Here is a 20289-nt window from a genome sequence, read left to right as displayed (position 1 = left end):
ACGCTTCCTCACCTTCGCGCATGTTTGCCATTTCCCACCTCGACATCCCGCCGCTGGCGAGCGCCGGCGGCACTGTGCGCCTGCCCGGCTCCAAGAGCATTTCCAACCGCGTGCTGCTGCTCGCCGCGCTCAGCGTGGGCCACACCGACATCGCCGACCTGCTCGACTCCGACGACACGCAGGTGATGCTCAAGGCCTTGGCCGAACTGGGCTGCCGCATCGAACCGCAACCCAACGGCGCCCTGCGCGTGCATGGCCTGGGCGGCGCCCTGCCGGTGCCCCAGGCCAAATTGTTCCTGGGCAACGCCGGCACCGCGATGCGGCCCCTCACCGCCTCGCTGGCCCTGCTGGCCACCCGCCATGGCGGCACCTTCGAACTCAGCGGCGTCCCGCGCATGCACGAGCGCCCCATCGGCGACCTGGTCGATGCGCTGCGCCAGCTGGGCTGCCCCGTGGCCTGCCTCGCCAACGAAGGCTATCCCCCATTGAAACTCGGCGATGGTCGGACCCACGCCCTGCGGCTGGACCAGCCCATCCGCGTGCGTGGCGACGTGTCCAGCCAATTCCTCACCGCCCTGCTGCTCGCCCTGCCCCTGGTGGCGCAGGAGCGCGACATCGTCATCGACGTGGTGGGAGAACTCATCTCGCGGCCCTACATCGAGATCACGCTCAACCTGCTGGAGCGCTTCGGCGTGGCCGTGCGGCGCGACGGCTGGCAGCGCTTCACCATCCCCGCCGGCAGCCGCTACCAGTCGCCCGGCCGCATCGCGGTTGAAGGCGATGCCTCGTCAGCCAGCTATTTCATCGCCCTGGGCGCCCTCGCGCCCGCCACGCCGGGCACCGACGGCATCACCATCGAAGGCGTCGGCCTGTCGTCCATCCAGGGCGACATCCGCTTCGTCGAAGCCGCCCGCCTCATGGGCGCCAAGGTCTCGGGCGAAGCCAACCGCCTGCACATCCAGCGCGGGGCCTGGCCGCTCAAGGCCGTCGACCTGGACTGCAACCACATCCCCGATGCCGCCATGACGCTGGCGGCCATGGCCCTGTACGCCGACGGCACCACCACGCTGCGCAACATCGCCAGCTGGCGCGTCAAGGAAACCGACCGCATCGCCGCCATGGCCAAGGAATGCCGCAAGCTCGGCGCGACGGTGGAGGAAGGCGAGGATTTCATCCGCATCACGCCGCCCGCCCGCCCGCAGGACTGGCGTGCGGCGTCGATCCACACCTACGACGACCACCGCGTCGCCATGTGTTTTTCGCTCGCCGCATTCAACCCGGCGAAGCTGCCGGTGCGCATCGAAGACCCCAAGTGCGTCGCCAAGACCTTCCCGGACTACTTCGAGACCCTGTTCCAGGTCTGCACCACGCCCAGGGAGCACATCCCCGTGATCTGCGTGGATGGCCCCACCGCCTCCGGCAAAGGCACCCTCTCGGCCGAGGTGGCCGAACAGCTCGGGTACCACCTGCTGGATTCGGGGGTGTTGTACCGCCTGGTCGGGCTGGCGGCTGAAAGAGCCGGCCTGTCCACCGCCGAACCCGACCTGAAGGACCCCGGGCACGCGCGCCGCCTGGGCGAGCTCGCCGCCGGCCTGCAGGTGCGCTTCGAAGGCCTGCGCACCCTGTTCGAGGGCCAGGACGTGACCGACGACCTGCGCAGCGAAACCGCCGGCATGGCGGCTTCCCGGGTCTCGTCCGTGCCCGCCGTGCGGGAGGCCCTGCTGGGCCTGCAGCACGCCTTTCGCCAGCTCCCCGGTCTGGTGGCCGACGGCCGCGACATGGGCACGGTGATCTTCCCGGACGCCCCGCTGAAGGTGTTCCTCACCGCCAGCGCCGAGCAACGCGCCGCACGGCGCCATAAGCAGTTGATTTCAAAGGGAATTGCTGCTAACATCGACAGTCTTTTGGCAGACCTGAAAGCGCGTGACCTGAGGGACACCTCCCGCACACACGCCCCTCTCAAGCCCGCCGAAGACGCCCTGGAACTGGACAACTCCGGCATGGACATCGAGCAATCGGTGCAGCAGGTGTTGAACTGGTGGCAAGGCAAAACGGCGTTCTCGGGCAACTGAGCGCGCTTCTTGATGGCCCTGACGGCACAGCCGGGCGTTCCCTGCCCGCAGGCCCGAAGGTTCTTTTCACTTAACCCCGCGGTGTCACGCACCGCAACGTCAACGCCGCCCACACGTCGCATCCGTTCCAGCCGCATTTCCCGTGGTTGTTGCACCGACGCTGAGTGGTTTAGGAAATTCAATGTCTGAATCTTTTGCCGCCCTGTTTGAAGAGTCCCTGAAACGCGCTGAAATGCGCTCGGGCGAAGTCATCACCGCCGAGGTCGTGCGCATCGAGCACAACCACGTGGTGGTCAACGCTGGCCTGAAGTCGGAAGCCTACGTGCCTCTGGCCGAATTCAAGAACGACCAGGGCGAACTCGAAGTGCAGGTCGGTGACTTCGTCTCCGTCGCCATCGACTCCGTGGAAAACGGCTTCGGCGACACCCTGCTCTCGCGCGACAAGGCCAAGCGCCTGGCTTCCTGGATGTCGCTGGAAAAAGCGCTCGAATCCGGCGAATTCGTCACCGGCACGACCTCCAGCAAGGTCAAGGGCGGCCTCAAGGTCATGGTCAACGGCATCAGCGCCTTCCTGCCGGGCTCGCTGGTCGACAGCCGTCCGACCAAGGACCTGACCCCGTACGAAAACAAGACCCTGGAATTCAAGGTCATCAAGCTCGACCGCAAGCGCAACAACGTGGTGCTGAGCCGCCGCGCCGTGGTGGAAGCCTCCATGGGCGAAGAACGCGCCAAGCTGATGGACACCCTGAAGGAAGGCGCCATCGTGCACGGCGTGGTCAAGAACATCACCGAATACGGTGCGTTCGTGGACCTCGGCGGCATCGACGGCCTGCTGCACATCACCGACATGGCATGGCGCCGCGTGCGCCACCCGAGCGAAGTGGTCACGGCCGGTCAGGAAATCACCGCCAAGATCCTCAAGTTCGACACCGAGAAGCACCGCGTCTCGCTGGGCCTCAAGCAGATGGGCGACGACCCGTGGATGGGCGTTTCGCGCCGCTACCCGCAAGGCACCCGCATGTTCGGCAAGATCACCAACATCGCCGACTACGGCGCGTTCGTGGAACTCGAGCCTGGCATCGAAGGCCTGGTGCACGTCTCCGAAATGGATTGGACCAACAAGAACGTGGCCCCGTCCAAGCTGGTGTCGCTGGGCGACGAAGTCGAAGTCATGGTGCTCGACATCGACGAAGACAAGCGCCGCATCTCGCTGGGCATGAAGCAGTGCCGCGCCAACCCCTGGCACGAATTCGCCGAGCAGACCAAGCGCGGTGACCGCGTCAAGGGCCCGATCAAATCGATCACCGACTTCGGCGTGTTCGTCGGCCTGGCCGCCGGCATCGACGGCCTGGTGCACCTGTCCGACCTGTCCTGGAACGAGCCCGGCGAAGCCGCCGTGCGCAACTACAAGAAGGGCCAGGAAGTCGAAGCGATCGTGCTGGCCATCGACGTGGAGCGCGAGCGCATCTCCCTGGGCATCAAGCAGCTCGACGGCGACCCGTTCACCACCTTCGTGTCGGTGAACGACAAGGGCTCCATCGTGACCGGCAAGGTCAAGACCGTGGATGCCAAGGGTGCCGAGATCGATCTGGGCGAAGACGTGCTGGGTTACCTGCGCGCCAGCGAAATCAGCCGTGACCGCGTGGAAGATGCGCGCAACGTGCTCAAGGAAGGCGACGAAGTCAACGCCGTGGTGGTGAACGTGGATCGCAAGACCCGCAACATCCAGCTGTCGATCAAGGCCAAGGACGCCGCCGACCAGCAGGAAGCCATGGCAACCTGAGCCAGCAGTCTTCCCGCGAAAACGCCGGCACGACCAGCCTGGGCGCCCTGCTGCGCGCCAAGCTGGACAACAACCAGAACTGAAGCGAAACCGGTTCGGCGCCGGGTGAGCCACCCGCCCGCAAGGGCGGCCACTTGCCCGGCGCTGTCCCCTCAACGCCCCCACTCCATTCGACATGACCCGAAGCGACCTCGTTGAAGCTCTGGCCAGCCGTTTCGGCCAGCTCACCCACCGCGATGCCGAGTTCGCCGTCAAGGCGATCCTGGACGCCATGGGCGAAGCCTTGGTGAAGGGCCATCGCATCGAGATCCGGGGTTTTGGCAGCTTCTCCGTCAACCGGCGTTCACCTCGCATCGGGCGCAACCCGCGCTCCGGTGAGAGCGTGATGATTCCCGAGAAACGGGTGCCGCACTTCAAGCCGGGCAAGGCCCTGCGCGAAGAGGTGGACAAGAAGACCGCCGAGATTCTGGGCCGCGAAACCCAGAAGCGGGCCTGAGACAGGGCTGCTCGCTACAATCGCCCCACCACAAAGGGGACGACGTGAAATACCTGATGTGGCTGCTCAATGCAGCCATTTTTTTTGTGCTGTTCGCCTTCGCACTCAACAACCAGGACAGCGTGACGCTGCACCTGTTCTTCGGTGCGAGCTGGCAAGCCCCCCTGGTGCTGGTGATCCTGGTGGCGCTGGTGATCGGGGTGTTCCTCGGCGTGGCCGTGATGCTGCCGCTGTGGCTGCGCGCCCGGCGCACCCGCCGCCAGCACGCGTCGGCCTCGGCGCTGCACAGCACCGCCTTTGACGGCGACACCACCCTGCTCCCTCCCGACCCGATCGACCGCCGGCATGGACTTTGATTTCACCTGGCTGCTCTGGGGCCTGCCGCTGGCGTTCGCGCTGGGCTGGGCCGCGTCGCGCTTCGACCTGCGCCAGTGGCGCATGGAAGGCCGCCAGGCGCCCAAGGCCTACTTTCGCGGCCTCAACCACCTGCTCAACGAACAGCAGGACCAGGCCATCGACGCCTTCATCGAAGCGGTGCAGGGCGACCCCGACACCGCCGAACTGCACTTCGCCCTGGGCAACCTCTTCCGCCGCCGCGGCGACTACGACCGCGCCGTGCGCGTGCATGAGCACCTGCTCTCGCGCGCCGACATCGACCGCAAGGACCGCGACCGCGCCCAGCACGCGCTGGCGCTCGACTTCCTCAAGGCCGGCCTGCTGGACCGCGCCGAAGCGGCCCTGCACAAGCTCGAAGGCTCGGCCTTCGAAGGCGAGGCCTTGCTGGCGCTGCTGGGCATCTACGAACGCTCGCGCGACTGGCCCCAGGCCAAGCGGATCGCCCAGCGCCTCGAAGACGCCGAACAAGGCAGTTTCGCCACGCGGCTGGCGCACTACCTGTGCGAAGAGGCCGACCTCGCCCAGCGCGGGGGCGACGGCGCCAAGGCCCAGCAACTGCTGAACGAGGCCGTGCAACGCGCCCCACAGCTGGCGCGCGGCTGGATGGCGCTGTCGGCCCTGAAGGCGCACACCGGCGACGCCTCGGGCGCGTTCGACGCCCTGGTGCGCATGAACCAGCACGCACCACAAAGCCTGCCGCTGGCGGCCCGTGCCCTGGCCGATCTGGCCCGGCAGACCGGCCGCGAGGCCGAGGCCATGAAGTTGCTGCAGGCCAGCCACGAGCGCGCACCGGCGATCGACGTCACGGAAGCCCTGGCCAGCCTGAGCAGCGGCACCGAGGCGGTGCGCGGCCACTACCTCAGCCACCTGGAGCGCGAACCCTCGCTGGTCATCACCACCCAGTGGATGGCGGGCGAGACGCTCTCCAGCCCCACCGCGAAGGCCAGCGTGCAGAAGGCGCTCGAACACGCCAGCGCGCCGCTGCGCCGCTACCGCTGCGCGGCCTGCGGCTTCGAGGCGCGCCAGCATTTCTGGCAGTGCCCGGGCTGCCAGGCCTGGGACAGCTACCCGGCCCGCCGAGTCGAAGAGTTGTAGACGGCTCCCCTCCCCGCGCCGCGCCTGCGGCGCGTCACCCCCCAGGGGGCGACACCTGGGGCCGGCGAAGCCGGACCCGCGGTGTCCCTGGATCGTGGGCTGGCGCTCGTTACGCCTTCCCGTATCCCCCGCCACCCGGTGTGTGGATCTCGAAGACATCGCCTGCCTGCATCTCGGCCTGCCCGATGTGGGCCAGGTCCTCGGTGCGGCCATCGGCCCGCACCACGCGGTTGATGCCCAACTGCCCCGGCTGGCCGCCCGCCATGCCGAAGGCCGGGTGCACACGGCCGTTGGACAGAATGCTCGCGGTCATGTCTTCCAGGAACCGCACGCGGCGCACCCCACCGTCGCCGCCGTGCCAGCGCCCGGCCCCGCCTGAGCCAGCCCGGATCTCGTAACTCTCCAGCCGCACCGGAAAACGGAACTCCAGCACCTCGGGGTCGGTCAGGCGCGAGTTGGTCATGTGGGTCTGCACCACGCTCGTGCCATCGAAGCCATCGCCCGCGCCGCTGCCACCCGAGATCGTCTCGTAGTACTGGTGCGCCGCGTTGCCGAAGGTGAAGTTGTTCATCGTGCACTGGCTGGCCGCCATCACGCCCAGCGCGCCGTACAGCGCGTTGGTGATGCAGCTGGAGGTCTCCACGTTGCCCGCCACCACCGAGGCCGGCGGGTTGGGGTTGAGCATGGAACCGGGCGGGATGACGACCTTGAGCGGCTTGAGGCAGCCCGCGTTGAGTGGGATGTCTTCGTCCACCAGCGAGCGGAACACGTACAGCACCGCCGCCATGCACACCGCCGTGGGCGCGTTGAAGTTGTTGAGCTGCTGCGGCGAGGTGCCGGTGAAGTCGATCTCGGCGCTGCGCTCGGCCGCGTTCACCCGCACGCTCACCTGGATCTGCGCGCCGTTGTCCAGCGGCAGGGTGTACCGGCCGTCCTTCAGGCGCGTGATCACACGGCGCACCGACTCCTCCGCGTTGTCCTGCACATGGCGCATGTAGGCCTGCACCACGTCCAGGCCGAACTGCTCGACCATCTTGCGCAGCTCCTGCACGCCTTTTTCGTTGGCGGCGATCTGCGCCTTGAGGTCGGCCATGTTCTGCTGCGGGTTGCGCGAAGGGTATTCACCACTCTGCAGCAGGGCCACCATCTCGGCCTCGCGCAGCACGCCCCGGTCCACCAGCTTCACGTTGTTGATCTGCACGCCCTCTTCCTCGATGCGCGTGGAGAACGGCGGCATGGAGCCCGGCGTGGTGCCGCCGATGTCGGCGTGGTGGCCGCGCGACCCCACGTAGAACGTGGGCTGGCTGCCGAGGTAGACCGGTGTGATCACCGTCACATCGGGCAGGTGCGTGCCACCGTGGTAAGGGTCGTTGAGCACATACACGTCGCCCGGCTGCATCTTGCCGGTGTTCTCGCGGATCACCGTCTTGATGCTCTCGCCCATGGAACCCAGGTGCACCGGCATGTGCGGCGCGTTGGCGATGAGGTTGCCCTGCGCGTCGAACAGCGCGCACGAGAAATCCAGGCGCTCCTTGATGTTCACCGAGTACGCGGTGTTCTGCAGCTGCAGCCCCATCTGCTCGGCGATGTTCATGAACAGGTTGTTGAACACCTCCAGCAGCACCGGGTCCACCGTGGTGCCCACGGCGTAGCTCACCGTGCGTGGCACACGGCGGTCCAGCACCAGGTGGTCCAGCGCCGTGAGCACCGCCTCCCAGCCCGGTTCGACCACCGTGGTCGCGTTCTTCTCCGCGATGATCGCGGGCCCGGGAATCACGTCGCCCGGGCGCAGGTCCTCGCGCACCACCAGCGCGGTGTCCAGCCACTGGCCCCCCGAGTACATGCGCACCGTCTCGCGCCGCGGCACTTCGCGCGGTTCGTGCGTTTCCACGCGCGGCTCGTGCGGCGCGTCGCCCGCGACCACGGCCTCCACCGACACCGCCTCCACCACGAGGCGCTTGCCCTGCATGAGAAAGGCAAAACGCTGCCGGTAGGCGGCTTCGAAACCCGCCTCGATCTCGGCCATGTCGCCGTAGGGCACGACCAGGGCCGAGTCGCTGCCCTCGTAGCGCACATGCACGCGGCGGTGCACGGTGGATTCGCCCGCGTTCACCTGCTGGCGCTGCAGCTCGGCGCGAGCGGCCGCCGCCAGGGTCTCGAGCGCGTCCGCGATCGTGGGCAGCGACGCCGCCACCAGCGGCAGTTCCACCGCCTGCTCGCGGATCACGTTCTGGTCGGCCAGCCCCATGCCGTACGCGCTGAGCACACCCGCCAGCGGGTGCACGAAGACGCGCGTCATGCCCAGCGCATCCGCCACCAGGCAAGCGTGCTGCCCGCCCGCGCCGCCGAAGCACTGCAGGGTGTAGCGCGTCACGTCGTAGCCGCGCGCCACCGAAATCTTCTTGATCGCGTTGGCCATCTGCTGCACCGCGATGTGGATGAAGCCCTCGGCCACCTCCTCGGCGGGCCGCCCGGTCTGCGCCGCCAGCTCGGCGAACTTCGACTGCACCGCGTCCAGGCTCAAGGCCTCGTCGGCGCGGGGGCCGAACACCTTGGGAAAGTGCTCCGGCTGGATCTTGCCCGTCATCACGTTGGCGTCCGTCACCGCCAGCGGGCCGCCGCGCCGGTAGCTCGCCGGGCCGGGGTTGGCGCCCGCGCTCTGCGGGCCGACGCGAAAGCGCGAACCGTCGAACGCCAGGATGGAGCCCCCCCCCGCCGCCACCGTGTGGATGCTCATCATGGGCGCGCGCATGCGCACGCCCGCCACCTGGGTCTCGAACTCGCGCTCGAACTCGCCCGCGTAGTGCGACACGTCGGTGGACGTGCCGCCCATGTCGAAGCCGATCACCTTGCCGTGGCCCGCCAGGCCCGCCGTGCGCGCCATGCCCACGATGCCGCCGGCCGGGCCGGAAAGGATGGCGTCCTTGCCCTGGAAGGCGTGGGCATCCGTGAGGCCACCCGAGGACTGCATGAAGAACAGCTTCACGCCCGGCATCTCGGCGGCCACCTGCTCCACGTAGCGGCGCAGGATGGGCGAGAGGTAGGCATCGACCACCGTGGTGTCGCCCCGGCTCACGAACTTCATCATGGGGCTGGTGCCGTGCGAGCTGCTCACCTGCGTGAAGCCCGCCTCGCGCGCCAGCCGCTCGGCCGCCGCCTCGTGCGCGGTGAAGCGGTAGCCGTGCATGAACACGATGCGCCACGCTGCGCAAGCCGCGCGCGAAGGCCGCCTGCAGGTCGGCGCGCAACGCCGCCTCGTCCAGCGGCTGCAGCACCTCGCCGTGCGCGGCCATGCGCTCCTGCGCCTCGATCACCTCGGTGTACAGCAGCTCGGGCAGCACGATGCGGCGGTCGAACAGGCGCGGCCGGTTCTGGTACGCGATGCGCAGCGCATCGCGGAAACCGCGTGTGGTCACCAGCAGCGTGGGCTCGCCCTTGCGTTCCAGCAGCGCGTTCGTCGCCACCGTGGTGCCCATCTTCACGCACTCGACCTGCTGGGGCGTCACCGGCTCGCCGGCTTTCAGCCCCAGCAGGTGGCGGATGCCGGCCACCGCCGCGTCGCGGTACTGCTCGGGGTTTTCCGAGAGCAGCTTGTGCGTGACCAGGGTGCCGTCGGGCCGCTTGCGCAGCGATGTCGGTGAAGGTGCCGCCCCGGTCGATCCAGAACTGCCAGCGAAGTGCGTGCGTCGGTGTCATAGGGAATGTCAGAGCGAAGCGGCCGAACGCGCGGCCTGGTCATAGATGCCGGAGAGCACGCGCAGCAGGCGCGCGAGTTGGCCGATGTCGTGGTTGAGCGCGTCATCCGCCTTGAGCGCATCGATCAGGCAGGTTTCGCGGATCTCGCGGTAGCGCGTCACGTAGCCCTTGCCCACCTCGGTGGGCGCGTAGGTCACGTCCTTGCCGTTCTTGCTCGACTCCACCATGCCCAGGCTCTGCAGCTTCTTGAGCGAGTAGTTGACGAGGTGCGTGTCCTCCACGTTCATGATGAAGGCGATGTCGGCCAGGCGCTTGTCGCGCGCGCGGTGCGAAACGTGGTGCAGCACCAGCACGTCCAGCGCGGTGAGGTCCTTCAGGCCGGCGGCGCTCATGCAGTGCACCACCCAGCGGTGGAAGGCATTGCCGGCCACGATCAGGCCGAACTCGAACTCGCTCATCTCCGCGCTGCGCGGCGACACCAGGTGCGCGGAAGACACGATGGGCGAAGCCGGCGGCGTTGGCTTGGCACTTGCTTTGGAACGGGCCATGGCGGAAAGTCTGCGTCGTTTCGGTGCGGCGGAGTTTAGGCTTTATGTTGACGATTTGCCAACGATTTATTGACATTCAGGGAAAGTACCGATCACACTTCATCCACTCGCCGATAGAGTCCTCCGAGCCGCAACCGCTGCTCGATCCGTGTCCCACCCCCACCTGGAGCCCCAAGATGAAACGTCGCCTGTTCAGCCTTTCCGTGGCCGCTGCCACCGTGGCCATGAGCCTCCCCGCCCTGGCCCAGACCAAATGGGACCTGCCGGCGGCCTACCCCGCCACCAACTTCCACACCGTCAACCTCACGGCCTTCGCCAACGACGTGGACAAGGCCACCGGCGGCAAACTCAAGATCACGGTGCACGCGGGCGCCTCGCTGTTCAAGGCGCCCGAGATCAAGCGCGCGGTGCAGGGCGGCCAGGCGCAGATCGGCGAGATCCTGCTGGCGGCCTATCAGAACGAGTGGCAGATGTTTGGCGCCGACGGCCTGCCCTTCCTGGCCACCAGCTACGCCGATTCCATGAAGCTCTACAAGGCGCAAAAGCCCATCCTGGAAAAAAAGCTCGCCGAGCAGGGCATGACCTTGCTGTACACCGTGGCCTGGCCACCTCAGGGCATCTACAGCAAGAAGCCGGTGACCAGCGCCGCTGATCTCAAGGGCAGCAAGTGGCGCGCCTACAGCCCGGCCACCTCGCGCATCGCCGAGCTGGTCGGCGCGCAACCCGTGACCGTGCAGGCCGCAGAACTCTCCCAGGCACTGGCGGCCGGTGTGGTCGAGTCCAACATGACCTCCGGTGCCACCGGCGTGGACAGCAAGCTCTACGAGCATCTGAAGTACTACTACGACGTGCAGGCCTGGTTGCCCAAGAACGCGATCATCATGAACAAGCGCGCCTTCGACGCGCTGGACAAGCCCACCCAGGATGCCGTGCTCAAGGCCGGCGCCGACGCCGAGGCGCGTGGCTGGGCTGCCTCGCAAAAGGTCAACACCGACACCCTGGCCATCCTCAAGGCCAATGGCATGGCGGTGGAAGCGCCTTCGGCCGCCCTCAAGGCCGACATGCAGAAGGTGGGCGAAACCATGGTCAAGGAATGGCTGGAGAAGGCTGGTCCCGAAGGCCAGGCCATGCTCGACGCCTACCGCAAATAAGTCCTCTCGACACTGCCCGGCCCCGCCGGGCGGTGTTTTTTTCACCCGCCCTATCCCCCATCCGCCGATGCGAAAACTCCTGGATGCCCTCTACACCGGATCGGCATGGCTGGCCGCGCTGTTCATGATCGGCGTGCTCATCATGGTGCTGCTGTCCATGCTGGGCCGCATGTTCAACTTCTACATCCCCGGCACCGATGCCTATGCCGGCTACGCCATGGCGGGCGCCGGTTTCCTGGCGCTGGCGCACACGCTCAAGAGCGGCGAACACATCCGCGTCACGCTGATCATCGGCAAGCTCACGGGCGGCATGCGGCGCGGCCTGGAGCTGTGGTCGCTCTCCGTTGCGGTGTTGCTCTCTGGCCTGCTGGCCGTGTATGCGTGGCGGCTGGCTTGGCAATCCCATGTCTTTCACGACATCTCCACCGCGAGCGACGCCACGCCGCTGTGGATTCCGCAGATCCTCATGGGCCTGGGCACCACCGTGCTGCTGATCGCCTTCATCGACGAATGGGTGCTGGAGCTTCGCCGCGAGCGCTCGCACGACAGCGTGGAGACGCGCCATGAATGAAGTCGTCGTCACCACCTTGCTGATCGTCTCGCTGTTCGCCCTGCTGGGCAGCGGTGTCTGGATCGGACTCACCCTCGCCGGCGTGGCCTGGATCGGCATGGAGCTGTTCTCATCGCGCCCGGCGGGCGATGCCATGTCCATCACGATCTGGGGCTCGGCGAGCAGCTGGACGCTGACCGCCCTGCCCCTGTTCGTGTGGATGGGCGAAATCCTCTTTCGCACCAAGCTCTCCGAAAGCATGTTCCGCGGGCTGGCCCCCTGGGTCAATGCCCTGCCGGGCCGGTTGCTGCACACCAACATCCTGGGCAGCACGATCTTCGCGGCGGTGTCCGGGTCGTCGGCCGCCACCTGCGCCACCATCGGCAAGATGAGCATCCCGGAGCTCACCAAACGCGGCTATCCGCCTGAGAAGATCGTGGGTTCGCTGGGCGGGGCGAGCACCCTGGGTCTTCTCATTCCGCCCTCGATCATCATGATCGTCTACGGTGTCGCCGCCGAGGTCTCCATCGCCAAGCTGTTCGTCGCCGGCGTGCTGCCCGGCCTGCTGCTCGCGGCGCTGTTCAGCGGCCACCTGATGATCTGGGCCCTGCTCAACCCCGACCAGGTCCCCCGCAGCGATGAGCGCATGAGCTTCAGGCAGAAGCTCGGCGAATCCCGCCACCTGATCCCCGTGATCCTGCTCATCGGCGGCGTGATCGGCACCATCTATACCGGCATCGCCACCGCCACGGAAGCCGCCGCCGTCGGCGTGGTGGGCTCGCTCATCCTCTCCGCCGCGCAAGGCTCGCTCAACTGGGTCACGTTCCGCGATTCGCTGCTGGGTGCCACGCGCCTCTATTGCATGATCGCGCTGATCCTCGCGGGTGCGGCCTTTCTCACGCTGTCCATGGGCTACATCGGGCTGCCGCGCCATCTCGCCGAGTTCGTCACCAGCCTGAACCTCTCGCCCGGCGTGCTGCTGCTCGCGCTGGCGGTGTTCTACATCGTGCTCGGCTGCTTCCTCGACGGCATCTCGATGATCGTGCTCACCATGGGCGTCATCCTGCCCACGGTCACCGCCGCCGGCATCGACCTCATCTGGTTCGGCATCTTCGTGGTCATCGTGGTGGAGATGGCGCAGATCACCCCGCCCGTAGGTTTCAATCTCTTCGTGCTCCAGGGCATGACCAAACGCGAAATCACGTGGATCGCCAAGGTCTGCCTGCCTTATTTCTTCATCATGGTCCTGGCGGTGCTGCTGCTCTGGTGGTTCCCGCAGATCGTGAGCTGGCTGCCCTCCCGTATGTAACAAAAGGCCATCCTCTAAGATATGCAGGCCCTGCACCCGCCCCGGGTGCAGGGCTTGTTTTTTTAAGGTGTTCCCCGTGTTCAAGAATGTGACGATCTACCGCATCGCGCCCGGCTGGGAAGCGACGCTGGAAGACATGGAAGCCGCGCTGGACGTGGCCCGTTTCGTGCCCTGCGGCGCCACGCAGGACAAGGCCGTCGGCTGGATCGAGCCGCGCGGCGAGGCCCACGGCCCGCTGGTGGAATCGGTGGCCGGCCAGCGCATCCTGAAACTGCAGATCGAGACCAAGGGCGTGCCCGGCTCGGTCGTCAAGAAAAAGGCCCAGGAAGAAGCCGACCACATCGAGGCCACCACCGGCCGCAAACCCGGCAAGAAGGAAACCAAGGCGCTGCGCGAAGACGCGCTGCTGGCCCTGCTGCCCCAGGCCTTCGCGCGCCAGATGACGGTGTGGGTCTGGATCGACCTGAAGAACGGCTGGCTCGTCACCGACGCCAGCAGCCAGGGCAAGCTCGACGAGGTCGTCACCGCCCTCGTGCGCGCCTTCGACGGCCTGGCCGTCACCCTGCTGCAGACCGCCGTGACGCCGCAGACCGCCATGACGCAGTGGCTCTCGGCCACCACGCCCGACGAATGGCCCGGCGGCTTCGCGGTGGAGCGCGAGTGCGAGCTCAAGTCCGGCGATGAAGAAAAGTCGGCCGTGAAATTCACGCGCCACAACCTCGCCACCGACGAGGTGCGCAAGCACATCACCGAAGGCAAGCTGCCCACCCGCCTGGCCATGAGCTGGGAAGGCCGCATCGGCTTCACGCTCACCGAATCGCTGCAGGTCAAGAAGATCAGCTTCCTGGAAGGCGTGTTCGACGGCCGGCCCGATGAAGGCGAAAACGGCTTCGACGCCGACGTGGCCCTGTCCACCGGCGAGCTGCAGAAACTCATTCCCGAGCTGATCGAGGCCCTGGGCGGCGAGATGGCCTTCGGCGCCGCCGCCGACAGCGAGCCTTCGGCGTCGGCACCCGCCGCGCGCGAGGCCGTCACCGCCGACGCGGACGACGACGGCCCGCCGTTCTGATCCTCCATCGCTGAAGCGCGGCCCCCATGCACAGCGTCATCGCCATCTCCCTCGGTGCCGTGCTCGGCGCGCTGGCGAGATGGCGGCTGAGCCTGTGGCTCAACCAGGGCGCGGCCATCCTGCCCTGGGGCACGCTGGCGGCCAACTGGATCGGCGCCTACATCGTGGGCGTGGCCGTGGTGTTCTTCCAGAGCCAGACGCAGATCGACCCGGTCTGGCGGCTCGCGGTCATCACCGGTTTTCTCGGTGCGCTGACCACCTTCTCCACCTTCTCGGCCGAAGTCATCGCCATGCTGCAGCACGGCCGCTTCGCGCTCGCCGTCGGCACGGCCGGCCTGCACCTGATGGGCTCGCTGCTGCTGACCTGGGTGGGCATGCGCAGCGCCGCGATCTGGTTCACGCCGGCCTGAACTCGTTGCGGTAGAGCCCCGGCGTCATCGCCGTGTGCTGCTTGAACTGCCGGGTGAAATGGGCCTGGTCGGCGAAGCCGCACACATAGCCCACCTGGGCCGTGGGCATGTTGTCCGCGGCCAGCAACCGGGCCGCCCCGGCGAGCCGGGCCTTGGCGAGCAACTGCGTGAAGCTCAGGCCCTGGTCCGCCAGGCGGCGCTGCAGCGTGCGCGGCGACGAGGCCGCTTCCCGCGCCAGCGCGTCCACCGTCCAGCCCCGCCCCGGGTCGGCGGCGAGCCGGGCCTGGAGGTGGGCGACCCAGCCCTCGGGGGTCGCGGGTCCGGGTTCGGTCAGCGGGCTCTCGGGCCGGGCTTGCCAGCGCAACTCCCAGCTCGACACATCGTCTGGCCAAACGGGTGAGCGCCACGCGCGTTGGCTGCGGCTCCACAGCGGTTGCCCGACTGGCCGGGCCTGCACACCGGGTGTCCGCAGGTATTCGCACAGCGCCACCAGGAAGCCGAACACCAGCAGGTCTTCGGCCGGCGTGGGCGGGCGCAGCGGATCCAGCGACAGATGCCGCAGGCGCAGCAGGCCGGGCTCGGGCTGGCTCACGCGCACGCGATGGCGCGAATGCACGAAGCGTTCCAGGCGTTGCCAGCGCTGCAGCAGGTCGGGCGGGTCGCGCGCAAGCGACAGCGCCAGCAACAGCGGCTCGTCGTCCATGCCGTGCACCGCCTCGCCCAGCCGCACGATCACGTCCGGCCCATGGGCCTGCCACAGCCGGTCCAGCCAGGTGCGCTTGTCCGCCAGCGGCACGTGCGCGCTGCGCACGGCCGGCGGGCCGTCGGCCGCCAGGCCCTGCCGCTGCAGGCCGGCGCGCACCAGGCGCAGCATGGCTTCGGAAGCAAAGTCGCTCATGTGGTCGTGGTCTGGGCCAACAGGCCGGTGTCGATCGGGAACCGCTGGATGCGCACGCCGGTGGCCTCGCGCACCGCGTTGGCGATCGCCGCCGCCGTGGCCACGATGGCGGTCTCGCCCGCCCCGCCCGGCGCGCCACCCGCCTCCACCAGCACCACCTCCAGCGGCGGAATCTGGTCCAGCGATGGTATCGGTGCTTCGGCAAAACTGCCGGGGCCGATGCGCGAATCGACCGCCGCCAGCCGGTCGCTCAGCGCCATGCCCAGGCCCCACACCAGGTTGCCCTCGCACTGCGCGCGCACCTGGTCGGGGTTGATCACCGTGCCGCAGTCGTGCGCGCAGACCAGCCTCGCCACGCGCAGCTGGCCGCGCGCGTCCACCACCACCTCGGCGACCACGGCCACGTAACTCAGCTGCTTGTAGATGCCGCAGGCCACCCCGCGCCCGCGCCGCACGCCCGACACCGCCGACGCGCCTGCACCGGCCCGTGCATCCGCCGCGCGCAGCACACGCGCCAGCCGGGGGTCTTCGGCGTGCCGCAGGCGAAACGCCAACGGCTCCACGCCCGCGCGCCGCGCGCATTCGTCGATGGCCGATTCCATGGCCAGCCCATTGGGCCCCGCGCCCAGGCCGCGCCAGGGCCCGGTGAACACCGGCAGGCGGTTCAGCGCGAACTCGGCGCGCTTGCGCGCGCAGCGGTAGGGCAGCTGCGCCCCGCGCGCCACACCCGCGTCGGTCACGAAGTCGGTCAGTCGCTGCATCCAGGCCGGCAGGCCCGCGTTGGTGAACAGGATGTGGCTGCTGCCGAACGCGTGCCACCACTGGTCCAGCTGACCGTCGCGCAGGCGCACGCGGATGCGGTGGCTCGAGGGCGGGCGGTGGAAACCCTGGCGGAACTCCTGCGCGCGCGTCCACTGCAGCTTCACCGGCTGCCGCACCGCCTGCGCGAGCACCGCGGCCTCCAGCTCCACCGTGCAGATCGTCTTGCCACCGAAGGCCCCACCCACCCGGCTGCCATGCACGCGCACGCGGTCTTCGTCCAGCCCCAGGCTTTTGCAGACCACGTCGCGCTGGTAGTACACGTCCTGCGAGCCCACCCAGAGGTCCAGCCCGCCCTCGGCATCGAAGGCGGCCACCGCCGCGCGCGGCTGGATCGGCGCGTGCGCCGCCAGCGGAATGTCGATGCGCAGGTCCACATCCCACTCGCCCTGCGCGTCGATGGCGTCCTCGTGCACCCGGTACTTGAATCCCCCGTCGGCGAGGTGGCGGTCCACGTCCACCAGGTGGTCGATCTCGGCCTGCCCGAAGCTGCCCTGCGAAAGCCAGCGCGCCTCCAGCGCCGCCTCGATGCGGTCCAGCGCCCCCGGCGTGCGCGCGACGATGCCGACGCCCTCGCTCGACGCCTGCCGCAGGCGCTCGTCGCGCACCAGGGCCACGAAGCCCTTCACCGCGCGCGCGGCGGCCTCGTTCATCGCGCCCAGTGTGGAGACGCGCTCGGCCGACACCGGCGCGCGCAGCACGCGGCCGAACAGCAGGCCCGGCAGGCGCACGTCCGCCACGTAGACCGCGGCGCCGGTCACGATGGCCGGGCCCTGTTCGATCGGCGCGGCGCGGCCCACGTGGCGGCCCCCGGGCTGGAACGCGCGCAGCTGGTCCATGGGCCGGGGCTCGGCCATGCGCTCGCCCTGGGTGTGGCCCGCCGCCAGCGCCTCGCGCAGCGTGGCACAGGCCTGGGCCAGCGGCAGGGCGAAGTCCTTCACCGATTCGCTGCCCACCGTGGCGCGCACGCGCGCCATCTCGCCGGTGTGCGGCAGGCGCAGCGTGAGCTGGTCCCAGCCGATGCCCAGCTCCTCGCACGCCACCTGCTTGAGCGCGGTGCCGATGTTCTGGCCCATCTCCACGCGCGGCAGCAGCAGCTCGTAGCGGCCCTCGCGGTGGCGCACCCAGCCCAGCGCGTCTTCGTAGCCCGCCACGGGCCGCTTGGGAATCACCGGCAAGGCGCAGCCGGCGAGAAAGGCCACGCTCAGCGCGCCGCCGGCCTGGAGCAAGGCGCGCCGCTTCACGGGCGGCCCCGCTGCAGCACCACCGCGCGCTGCACACCGGCGCGGATGCGCTGCTGCGTGCCGCAGCGGCACAGGTTGCCCGCCAGCGCTTCGTCCACGCGCGCCGGGCTGGGGGCCGGGTCCTGCCGCAGCAGGGCCACGGTGGCCATGATCTGGCCCGCCTGGCAATAACCGCACTGCGGCACGCGCTCGTCCAGCCAGGCCTGCTGCACCGGGTGCAGACCACCGTCCCGGCCCGCCAGCCCCTCGATGGTTTCCACGGCCTGGTTCTGCACCGCGCTCACCGGCAGCAGGCAGCTGCGCTGCGCCTGGCCATCGAGCAGCACCGTGCAGGCGCCGCACTGGCCCATGCCGCAGCCGAACTTGGTGCCCACCAGGCCCAGGTGTTCGCGCAGCACGGCGAGCAGGGTCTCGTCCTGCCAGTCGGGGTGGATGTGAAACCGCTGTCGGTTCACGAGGATGTTCATGGCGCTGCTCCGTTGAGGGGTGATGGCACGCCACTGTCTCAGCCGGCGCGCCGCGCGTCTTGAAGATTCGCGCCACGCCGTGCTGGGGCAGAATGCCGCCATGGGCCGCGCACAGCCGGCCCGATTCCCGCCACGGGCCCCACCCAGCCCGATGGCGCATGACTCCTGTTGAACCCGGCACGAGCAGATCACGGTCGCGCAACCGCACGGCCCCCGGCGATGTGTCCCCTCAGCCCAGGCGTTCAACCCCCATGCAGACCACGGCCTCCCCGCGCCTCTCCGTCCTCATCGCCTTGTCGGCGCTGGCGATCCTGCCGCTCAACATGTTCGTGCCCTCGCTGCCGAACATCGCGCGCGACCTCGACGCCGACTTCGCGCTCGTCAACCTCGCCGTCGCCGGCTATGCGATCGCCACCGCCGTCGCGCACCTGATCGCGGGCGCGATGTCCGACCGCTTCGGCCGCAAGCCCGTGGCGCTGGCCGCGCTGGCGATCTACACCCTCGCCTCCATCGGCTGCAGCCTGGCCACCGACATCACCACCTTCCTGGTGTGCCGCATGTTCCAGGCCACCGTCATCGCCGGCTACGCCGTGTCCCTCGCGGCCATTCGCGACACCTCGGACGAAGGCGGCGCCGCCAGCCGCATCGGCTACGTCTCCTCGGCCTGGGCCGTGGCGCCCATGATCGGACCCACCGTGGGCGGCCTGCTCGACAGCGCCTTCGGCTGGCGCGCCAACTTCGTCGCCTTCGCCGTGCTCGGGCTCGCGGGCCTGTGGCTGGTGGCCTTCCACCTGAAGGAGACCAACCACCACCGCACCGCCTCCTTCGCCCTGCAGCTCAAGGGTTATGGCGAGCTGGGCCGGTCGCCACCGTTCTGGGCCTATGCCCTGTGCATGGCCTTCGGCATCGGCACGCTGTACGCCTTCCTCGGTGGCGCGCCCCTGGTGGCGGCGCAGCTCGGCGGCTTGTCGAGCACGGCGCTGGGCGCCTACATGGGCCTGGTGCCGGCGGGCTTCATGCTGGGCAGCTACATCGTGGGGCACACCAGTTCCAGGCACGCACCGACCCGGTTGATCCTGGTCGGCCGCCTGCTCACGGCCGTGGGCCTGCTGGTGGGTCTGGTGCTGCTGGCCTCGGGCCTCACGCACCCGCTCGCCTTCTTCGGCCCGTGTGTCTTCGTGGGCCTGGGCAACGGCCTGACCATGCCGGCGGCCAATGCGCGCATCCTGTCCCTGCGCCCGCACCTGGCGGGCACGGCATCGGGCCTGGCCGCCGCGGTGACGGTGATCGGTGCCGGCATCGTCGCGTTTCTCGCGGGCCTGGTGGTCAACGCGTCCAACGCCCACCTCGCCGTGCTCGGTGTGATGTGGGCCAGTTCGCTGCTCTCGCTGCTCGTGGCCCTGTTCATCGTGCACACCGAACGCCAGCGCCCGGCCTAGGCCGTGTGCCGCTCGATGAACGCCCGGGCCTCGGAGGGCCGGGTGATCTCCGTCCATTGGAGGTGGGCGTAGCGCGGATCCTCACGAAGGCCGGCGTACTTTCGCCGGTTCGTTTCGAAGGTGCGGTACGACCACAGCAGGACGGAATCGCGCGAGAAGAACGACATGCGCAGCGACTCGCGGTTGCCTTGAAACAGTTCTTCGCGCGTCATGATGCGGCCGAGCGTTCGCCAGAGCAGGCGCGAGAACACCGTCCAGCGGCTGTAGTTCAGCCAGACGACCTGGGTGGCGCGGGGCCAGAGCACATCGCGCACGGCGCTGTAGTTGCCATCGGCCACCCAGCGCGCTCCTTCGGTGGCCGCCAGCACGGCACGCTCGAACTGTTCGTGCGGCACGGCTTCCCAACCTGGGCCCCAATAGAACCTGTCGAGTTCGATGTGCGGACACTGTGCTGCCTTGCCCAAGGCCTCGGCGAAGGTGGACTTGCCCGCGCCGCTTGTTCCTACAACCAAAAAACGCATGCGCGCGATGCTAGCCCACACGCGGTGGTTGCTCAGCCTCTCGCGCGCTCCGCTGCGTTTCAGGCCATCTGGCGGGGGCCCAACTGAGGGTGGGACAGCCGCTGATCCCGCGGCGTGTCGTCGGGCTGCTCCAGGGCCATGCGGGAGGGTCCCTGTCGCCGCGGGGCCTCGCCCTGACGCGCCTGGCGGCCCGTCCGGCCGCTTTTGCGGGGCGGATTGAAGTGGTGTTGCGGGGATGGCATGCTGGTCTCCGGATGTCTCGTGTCCGGAGTATTCGCCTGCGCCTTCTGGCCGTCTGTTGGGTAGCCCACAAACCGGGGGGCAGG

The 20289-nt window shown here is 68.7% G+C and carries 16 protein-coding genes and 2 pseudogenes; 12 read left to right on the top strand and 6 right to left on the bottom strand.

What is annotated here, in order from left to right; genetic code table 11:
• Positions 1 to 20: 20 nt before the first annotated feature.
• From ACFJI0_RS07030 to lapB, 5 genes and pseudogenes are all read left to right on the top strand, one after another.
• A complete protein-coding gene (locus ACFJI0_RS07030; protein ID WP_382323922.1) occupies positions 21 to 2072 on the top strand; it encodes a bifunctional 3-phosphoshikimate 1-carboxyvinyltransferase/cytidylate kinase in 2052 nt (683 codons plus the stop codon).
• 181 nt (positions 2073 to 2253) lie between these two features.
• Positions 2254 to 3938: pseudogene (gene rpsA, locus ACFJI0_RS07025) on the top strand (30S ribosomal protein S1).
• A gap of 92 nt (positions 3939 to 4030) precedes the next feature.
• Positions 4031 to 4351, top strand: a complete 321-nt coding sequence (locus tag ACFJI0_RS07020) for an integration host factor subunit beta (RefSeq protein WP_291114839.1) — start codon at positions 4031 to 4033, stop codon at positions 4349 to 4351.
• A gap of 44 nt (positions 4352 to 4395) precedes the next feature.
• A complete protein-coding gene (locus ACFJI0_RS07015; RefSeq protein ID WP_291114841.1) occupies positions 4396 to 4707 on the top strand; it encodes a lipopolysaccharide assembly LapA domain-containing protein in 312 nt (103 codons plus the stop codon).
• Positions 4697 to 5842 carry a lipopolysaccharide assembly protein LapB gene (gene lapB / locus ACFJI0_RS07010; protein WP_382323921.1) on the top strand — a complete coding sequence of 382 codons (1146 nt, stop codon included), beginning with the start codon at positions 4697 to 4699 and terminating at the stop codon, positions 5840 to 5842. Before ACFJI0_RS07015 ends, lapB begins: the two co-directional genes overlap by 11 nt.
• A gap of 109 nt (positions 5843 to 5951) precedes the next feature.
• On the opposite strand, the pseudogene ACFJI0_RS07005 reads toward lapB, so the two are convergent.
• Both ACFJI0_RS07005 and ACFJI0_RS07000 read right to left on the bottom strand, forming a co-directional pair.
• Positions 5952 to 9538, bottom strand: a pseudogene (locus ACFJI0_RS07005) (hydantoinase B/oxoprolinase family protein).
• Between the two features lie 8 nt (positions 9539 to 9546).
• On the bottom strand, positions 9547 to 10086 hold the full coding sequence (locus ACFJI0_RS07000) for a winged helix DNA-binding protein (RefSeq protein ID WP_382323920.1): 540 nt from the start codon (positions 10084 to 10086) through the stop codon (positions 9547 to 9549).
• Here ACFJI0_RS07000 and ACFJI0_RS06995 point away from each other — a divergent pair.
• From ACFJI0_RS06995 to crcB, 6 genes are all read left to right on the top strand, one after another.
• On the top strand, positions 10037 to 10159 hold the full coding sequence (locus ACFJI0_RS06995) for a hypothetical protein (protein ID WP_382325929.1): 123 nt from the start codon (positions 10037 to 10039) through the stop codon (positions 10157 to 10159). The genes ACFJI0_RS07000 and ACFJI0_RS06995 overlap by 50 nt on opposite strands.
• A gap of 103 nt (positions 10160 to 10262) precedes the next feature.
• Positions 10263 to 11237 (top strand): TRAP transporter substrate-binding protein, encoded by a 975-nt coding sequence (locus ACFJI0_RS06990; RefSeq protein ID WP_382323919.1) that lies wholly within the window; start codon positions 10263 to 10265, stop codon positions 11235 to 11237.
• A 67-nt stretch (positions 11238 to 11304) separates the two neighbouring features.
• Positions 11305 to 11808, top strand: a complete 504-nt coding sequence (locus ACFJI0_RS06985) for a TRAP transporter small permease (protein WP_382323918.1) — start codon at positions 11305 to 11307, stop codon at positions 11806 to 11808.
• On the top strand, positions 11801 to 13096 hold the full coding sequence (locus ACFJI0_RS06980; RefSeq protein ID WP_382323917.1) for a TRAP transporter large permease: 1296 nt from the start codon (positions 11801 to 11803) through the stop codon (positions 13094 to 13096). The genes ACFJI0_RS06985 and ACFJI0_RS06980 overlap by 8 nt, the downstream gene beginning before the upstream one ends.
• A 76-nt stretch (positions 13097 to 13172) precedes the next feature.
• The gene (locus tag ACFJI0_RS06975) at positions 13173 to 14165 is read left to right on the top strand and encodes a recombination-associated protein RdgC (protein WP_382323916.1); all 993 of its coding nucleotides are present in this window, start codon (positions 13173 to 13175) and stop codon (positions 14163 to 14165) included.
• 26 nt (positions 14166 to 14191) lie between these two features.
• Entirely contained in the window at positions 14192 to 14575 is a 384-nt protein-coding gene (gene crcB, locus ACFJI0_RS06970) for a fluoride efflux transporter CrcB (protein WP_382323915.1), read from the top strand.
• Here the strand turns inward: crcB and ACFJI0_RS06965 are convergent.
• The 3 genes from ACFJI0_RS06965 to ACFJI0_RS06955 are packed head-to-tail and all read right to left on the bottom strand — an operon-like array spanning position 14562 to position 18003.
• On the bottom strand, positions 14562 to 15473 hold the full coding sequence (locus tag ACFJI0_RS06965) for a helix-turn-helix transcriptional regulator (protein ID WP_382323914.1): 912 nt from the start codon (positions 15471 to 15473) through the stop codon (positions 14562 to 14564). The two genes, crcB and ACFJI0_RS06965, sit on opposite strands and share 14 nt — an antisense overlap.
• A complete protein-coding gene (locus ACFJI0_RS06960; protein ID WP_382323913.1) occupies positions 15470 to 17536 on the bottom strand; it encodes a molybdopterin cofactor-binding domain-containing protein in 2067 nt (688 codons plus the stop codon). The genes ACFJI0_RS06965 and ACFJI0_RS06960 overlap by 4 nt, the downstream gene beginning before the upstream one ends.
• Complete coding sequence (locus ACFJI0_RS06955) at positions 17533 to 18003, bottom strand: (2Fe-2S)-binding protein (protein WP_382323912.1); 471 nt, start codon at positions 18001 to 18003, stop codon at positions 17533 to 17535. The genes ACFJI0_RS06960 and ACFJI0_RS06955 overlap by 4 nt, the downstream gene beginning before the upstream one ends.
• Before the next feature lie 251 nt (positions 18004 to 18254).
• Between ACFJI0_RS06955 and ACFJI0_RS06950 the strand changes: the two genes are divergently transcribed.
• On the top strand, positions 18255 to 19442 hold the full coding sequence (locus ACFJI0_RS06950) for a multidrug effflux MFS transporter (RefSeq protein WP_382323911.1): 1188 nt from the start codon (positions 18255 to 18257) through the stop codon (positions 19440 to 19442).
• Here the strand turns inward: ACFJI0_RS06950 and ACFJI0_RS06945 are convergent.
• Positions 19439 to 19963: a toxin gene (locus tag ACFJI0_RS06945; RefSeq protein WP_382323910.1), complete on the bottom strand. Its 525-nt coding sequence runs from the start codon at positions 19961 to 19963 to the stop codon at positions 19439 to 19441. The two genes, ACFJI0_RS06950 and ACFJI0_RS06945, sit on opposite strands and share 4 nt — an antisense overlap.
• Positions 19964 to 20289: the final 326 nt, after the last annotated feature.

The sequence above is a fragment of the Hydrogenophaga sp. UC242_53 genome, assembly GCF_042696965.1.
Lineage (GTDB): Bacteria > Pseudomonadota > Gammaproteobacteria > Burkholderiales > Burkholderiaceae_C > Hydrogenophaga.
The sequence above is the reverse complement of the archived record's forward strand: the minus strand, read 5'-3'. Positions and strand labels throughout refer to the sequence as shown.

What these genes read in the sequence shown, in the direction of transcription:
- ACFJI0_RS07030 (WP_382323922.1), top strand. Translation starts at nt 21, where the DNA reads ATGTTTGCCATTTCCCACCTCGACATCCCGCCGCTGGCGAGCGCCGGC.
- ACFJI0_RS07020 (WP_291114839.1), top strand. Translation starts at nt 4,031, where the DNA reads ATGACCCGAAGCGACCTCGTTGAAGCTCTGGCCAGCCGTTTCGGCCAG.
- lapB (WP_382323921.1), top strand. Translation starts at nt 4,697, where the DNA reads ATGGACTTTGATTTCACCTGGCTGCTCTGGGGCCTGCCGCTGGCGTTC.
- ACFJI0_RS06995 (WP_382325929.1), top strand. Translation starts at nt 10,037, where the DNA reads ATGGGCGAAGCCGGCGGCGTTGGCTTGGCACTTGCTTTGGAACGGGCC.
- ACFJI0_RS07000 (WP_382323920.1), bottom strand. Translation starts at nt 10,086, where the DNA reads ATGGCCCGTTCCAAAGCAAGTGCCAAGCCAACGCCGCCGGCTTCGCCC.
- ACFJI0_RS06990 (WP_382323919.1), top strand. Translation starts at nt 10,263, where the DNA reads ATGAAACGTCGCCTGTTCAGCCTTTCCGTGGCCGCTGCCACCGTGGCC.
- ACFJI0_RS06985 (WP_382323918.1), top strand. Translation starts at nt 11,305, where the DNA reads ATGCGAAAACTCCTGGATGCCCTCTACACCGGATCGGCATGGCTGGCC.
- ACFJI0_RS06980 (WP_382323917.1), top strand. Translation starts at nt 11,801, where the DNA reads ATGAATGAAGTCGTCGTCACCACCTTGCTGATCGTCTCGCTGTTCGCC.
- crcB (WP_382323915.1), top strand. Translation starts at nt 14,192, where the DNA reads ATGCACAGCGTCATCGCCATCTCCCTCGGTGCCGTGCTCGGCGCGCTG.
- ACFJI0_RS06965 (WP_382323914.1), bottom strand. Translation starts at nt 15,473, where the DNA reads ATGAGCGACTTTGCTTCCGAAGCCATGCTGCGCCTGGTGCGCGCCGGC.
- ACFJI0_RS06955 (WP_382323912.1), bottom strand. Translation starts at nt 18,003, where the DNA reads ATGAACATCCTCGTGAACCGACAGCGGTTTCACATCCACCCCGACTGG.
- ACFJI0_RS06950 (WP_382323911.1), top strand. Translation starts at nt 18,255, where the DNA reads ATGCAGACCACGGCCTCCCCGCGCCTCTCCGTCCTCATCGCCTTGTCG.
- ACFJI0_RS06945 (WP_382323910.1), bottom strand. Translation starts at nt 19,963, where the DNA reads ATGCGTTTTTTGGTTGTAGGAACAAGCGGCGCGGGCAAGTCCACCTTC.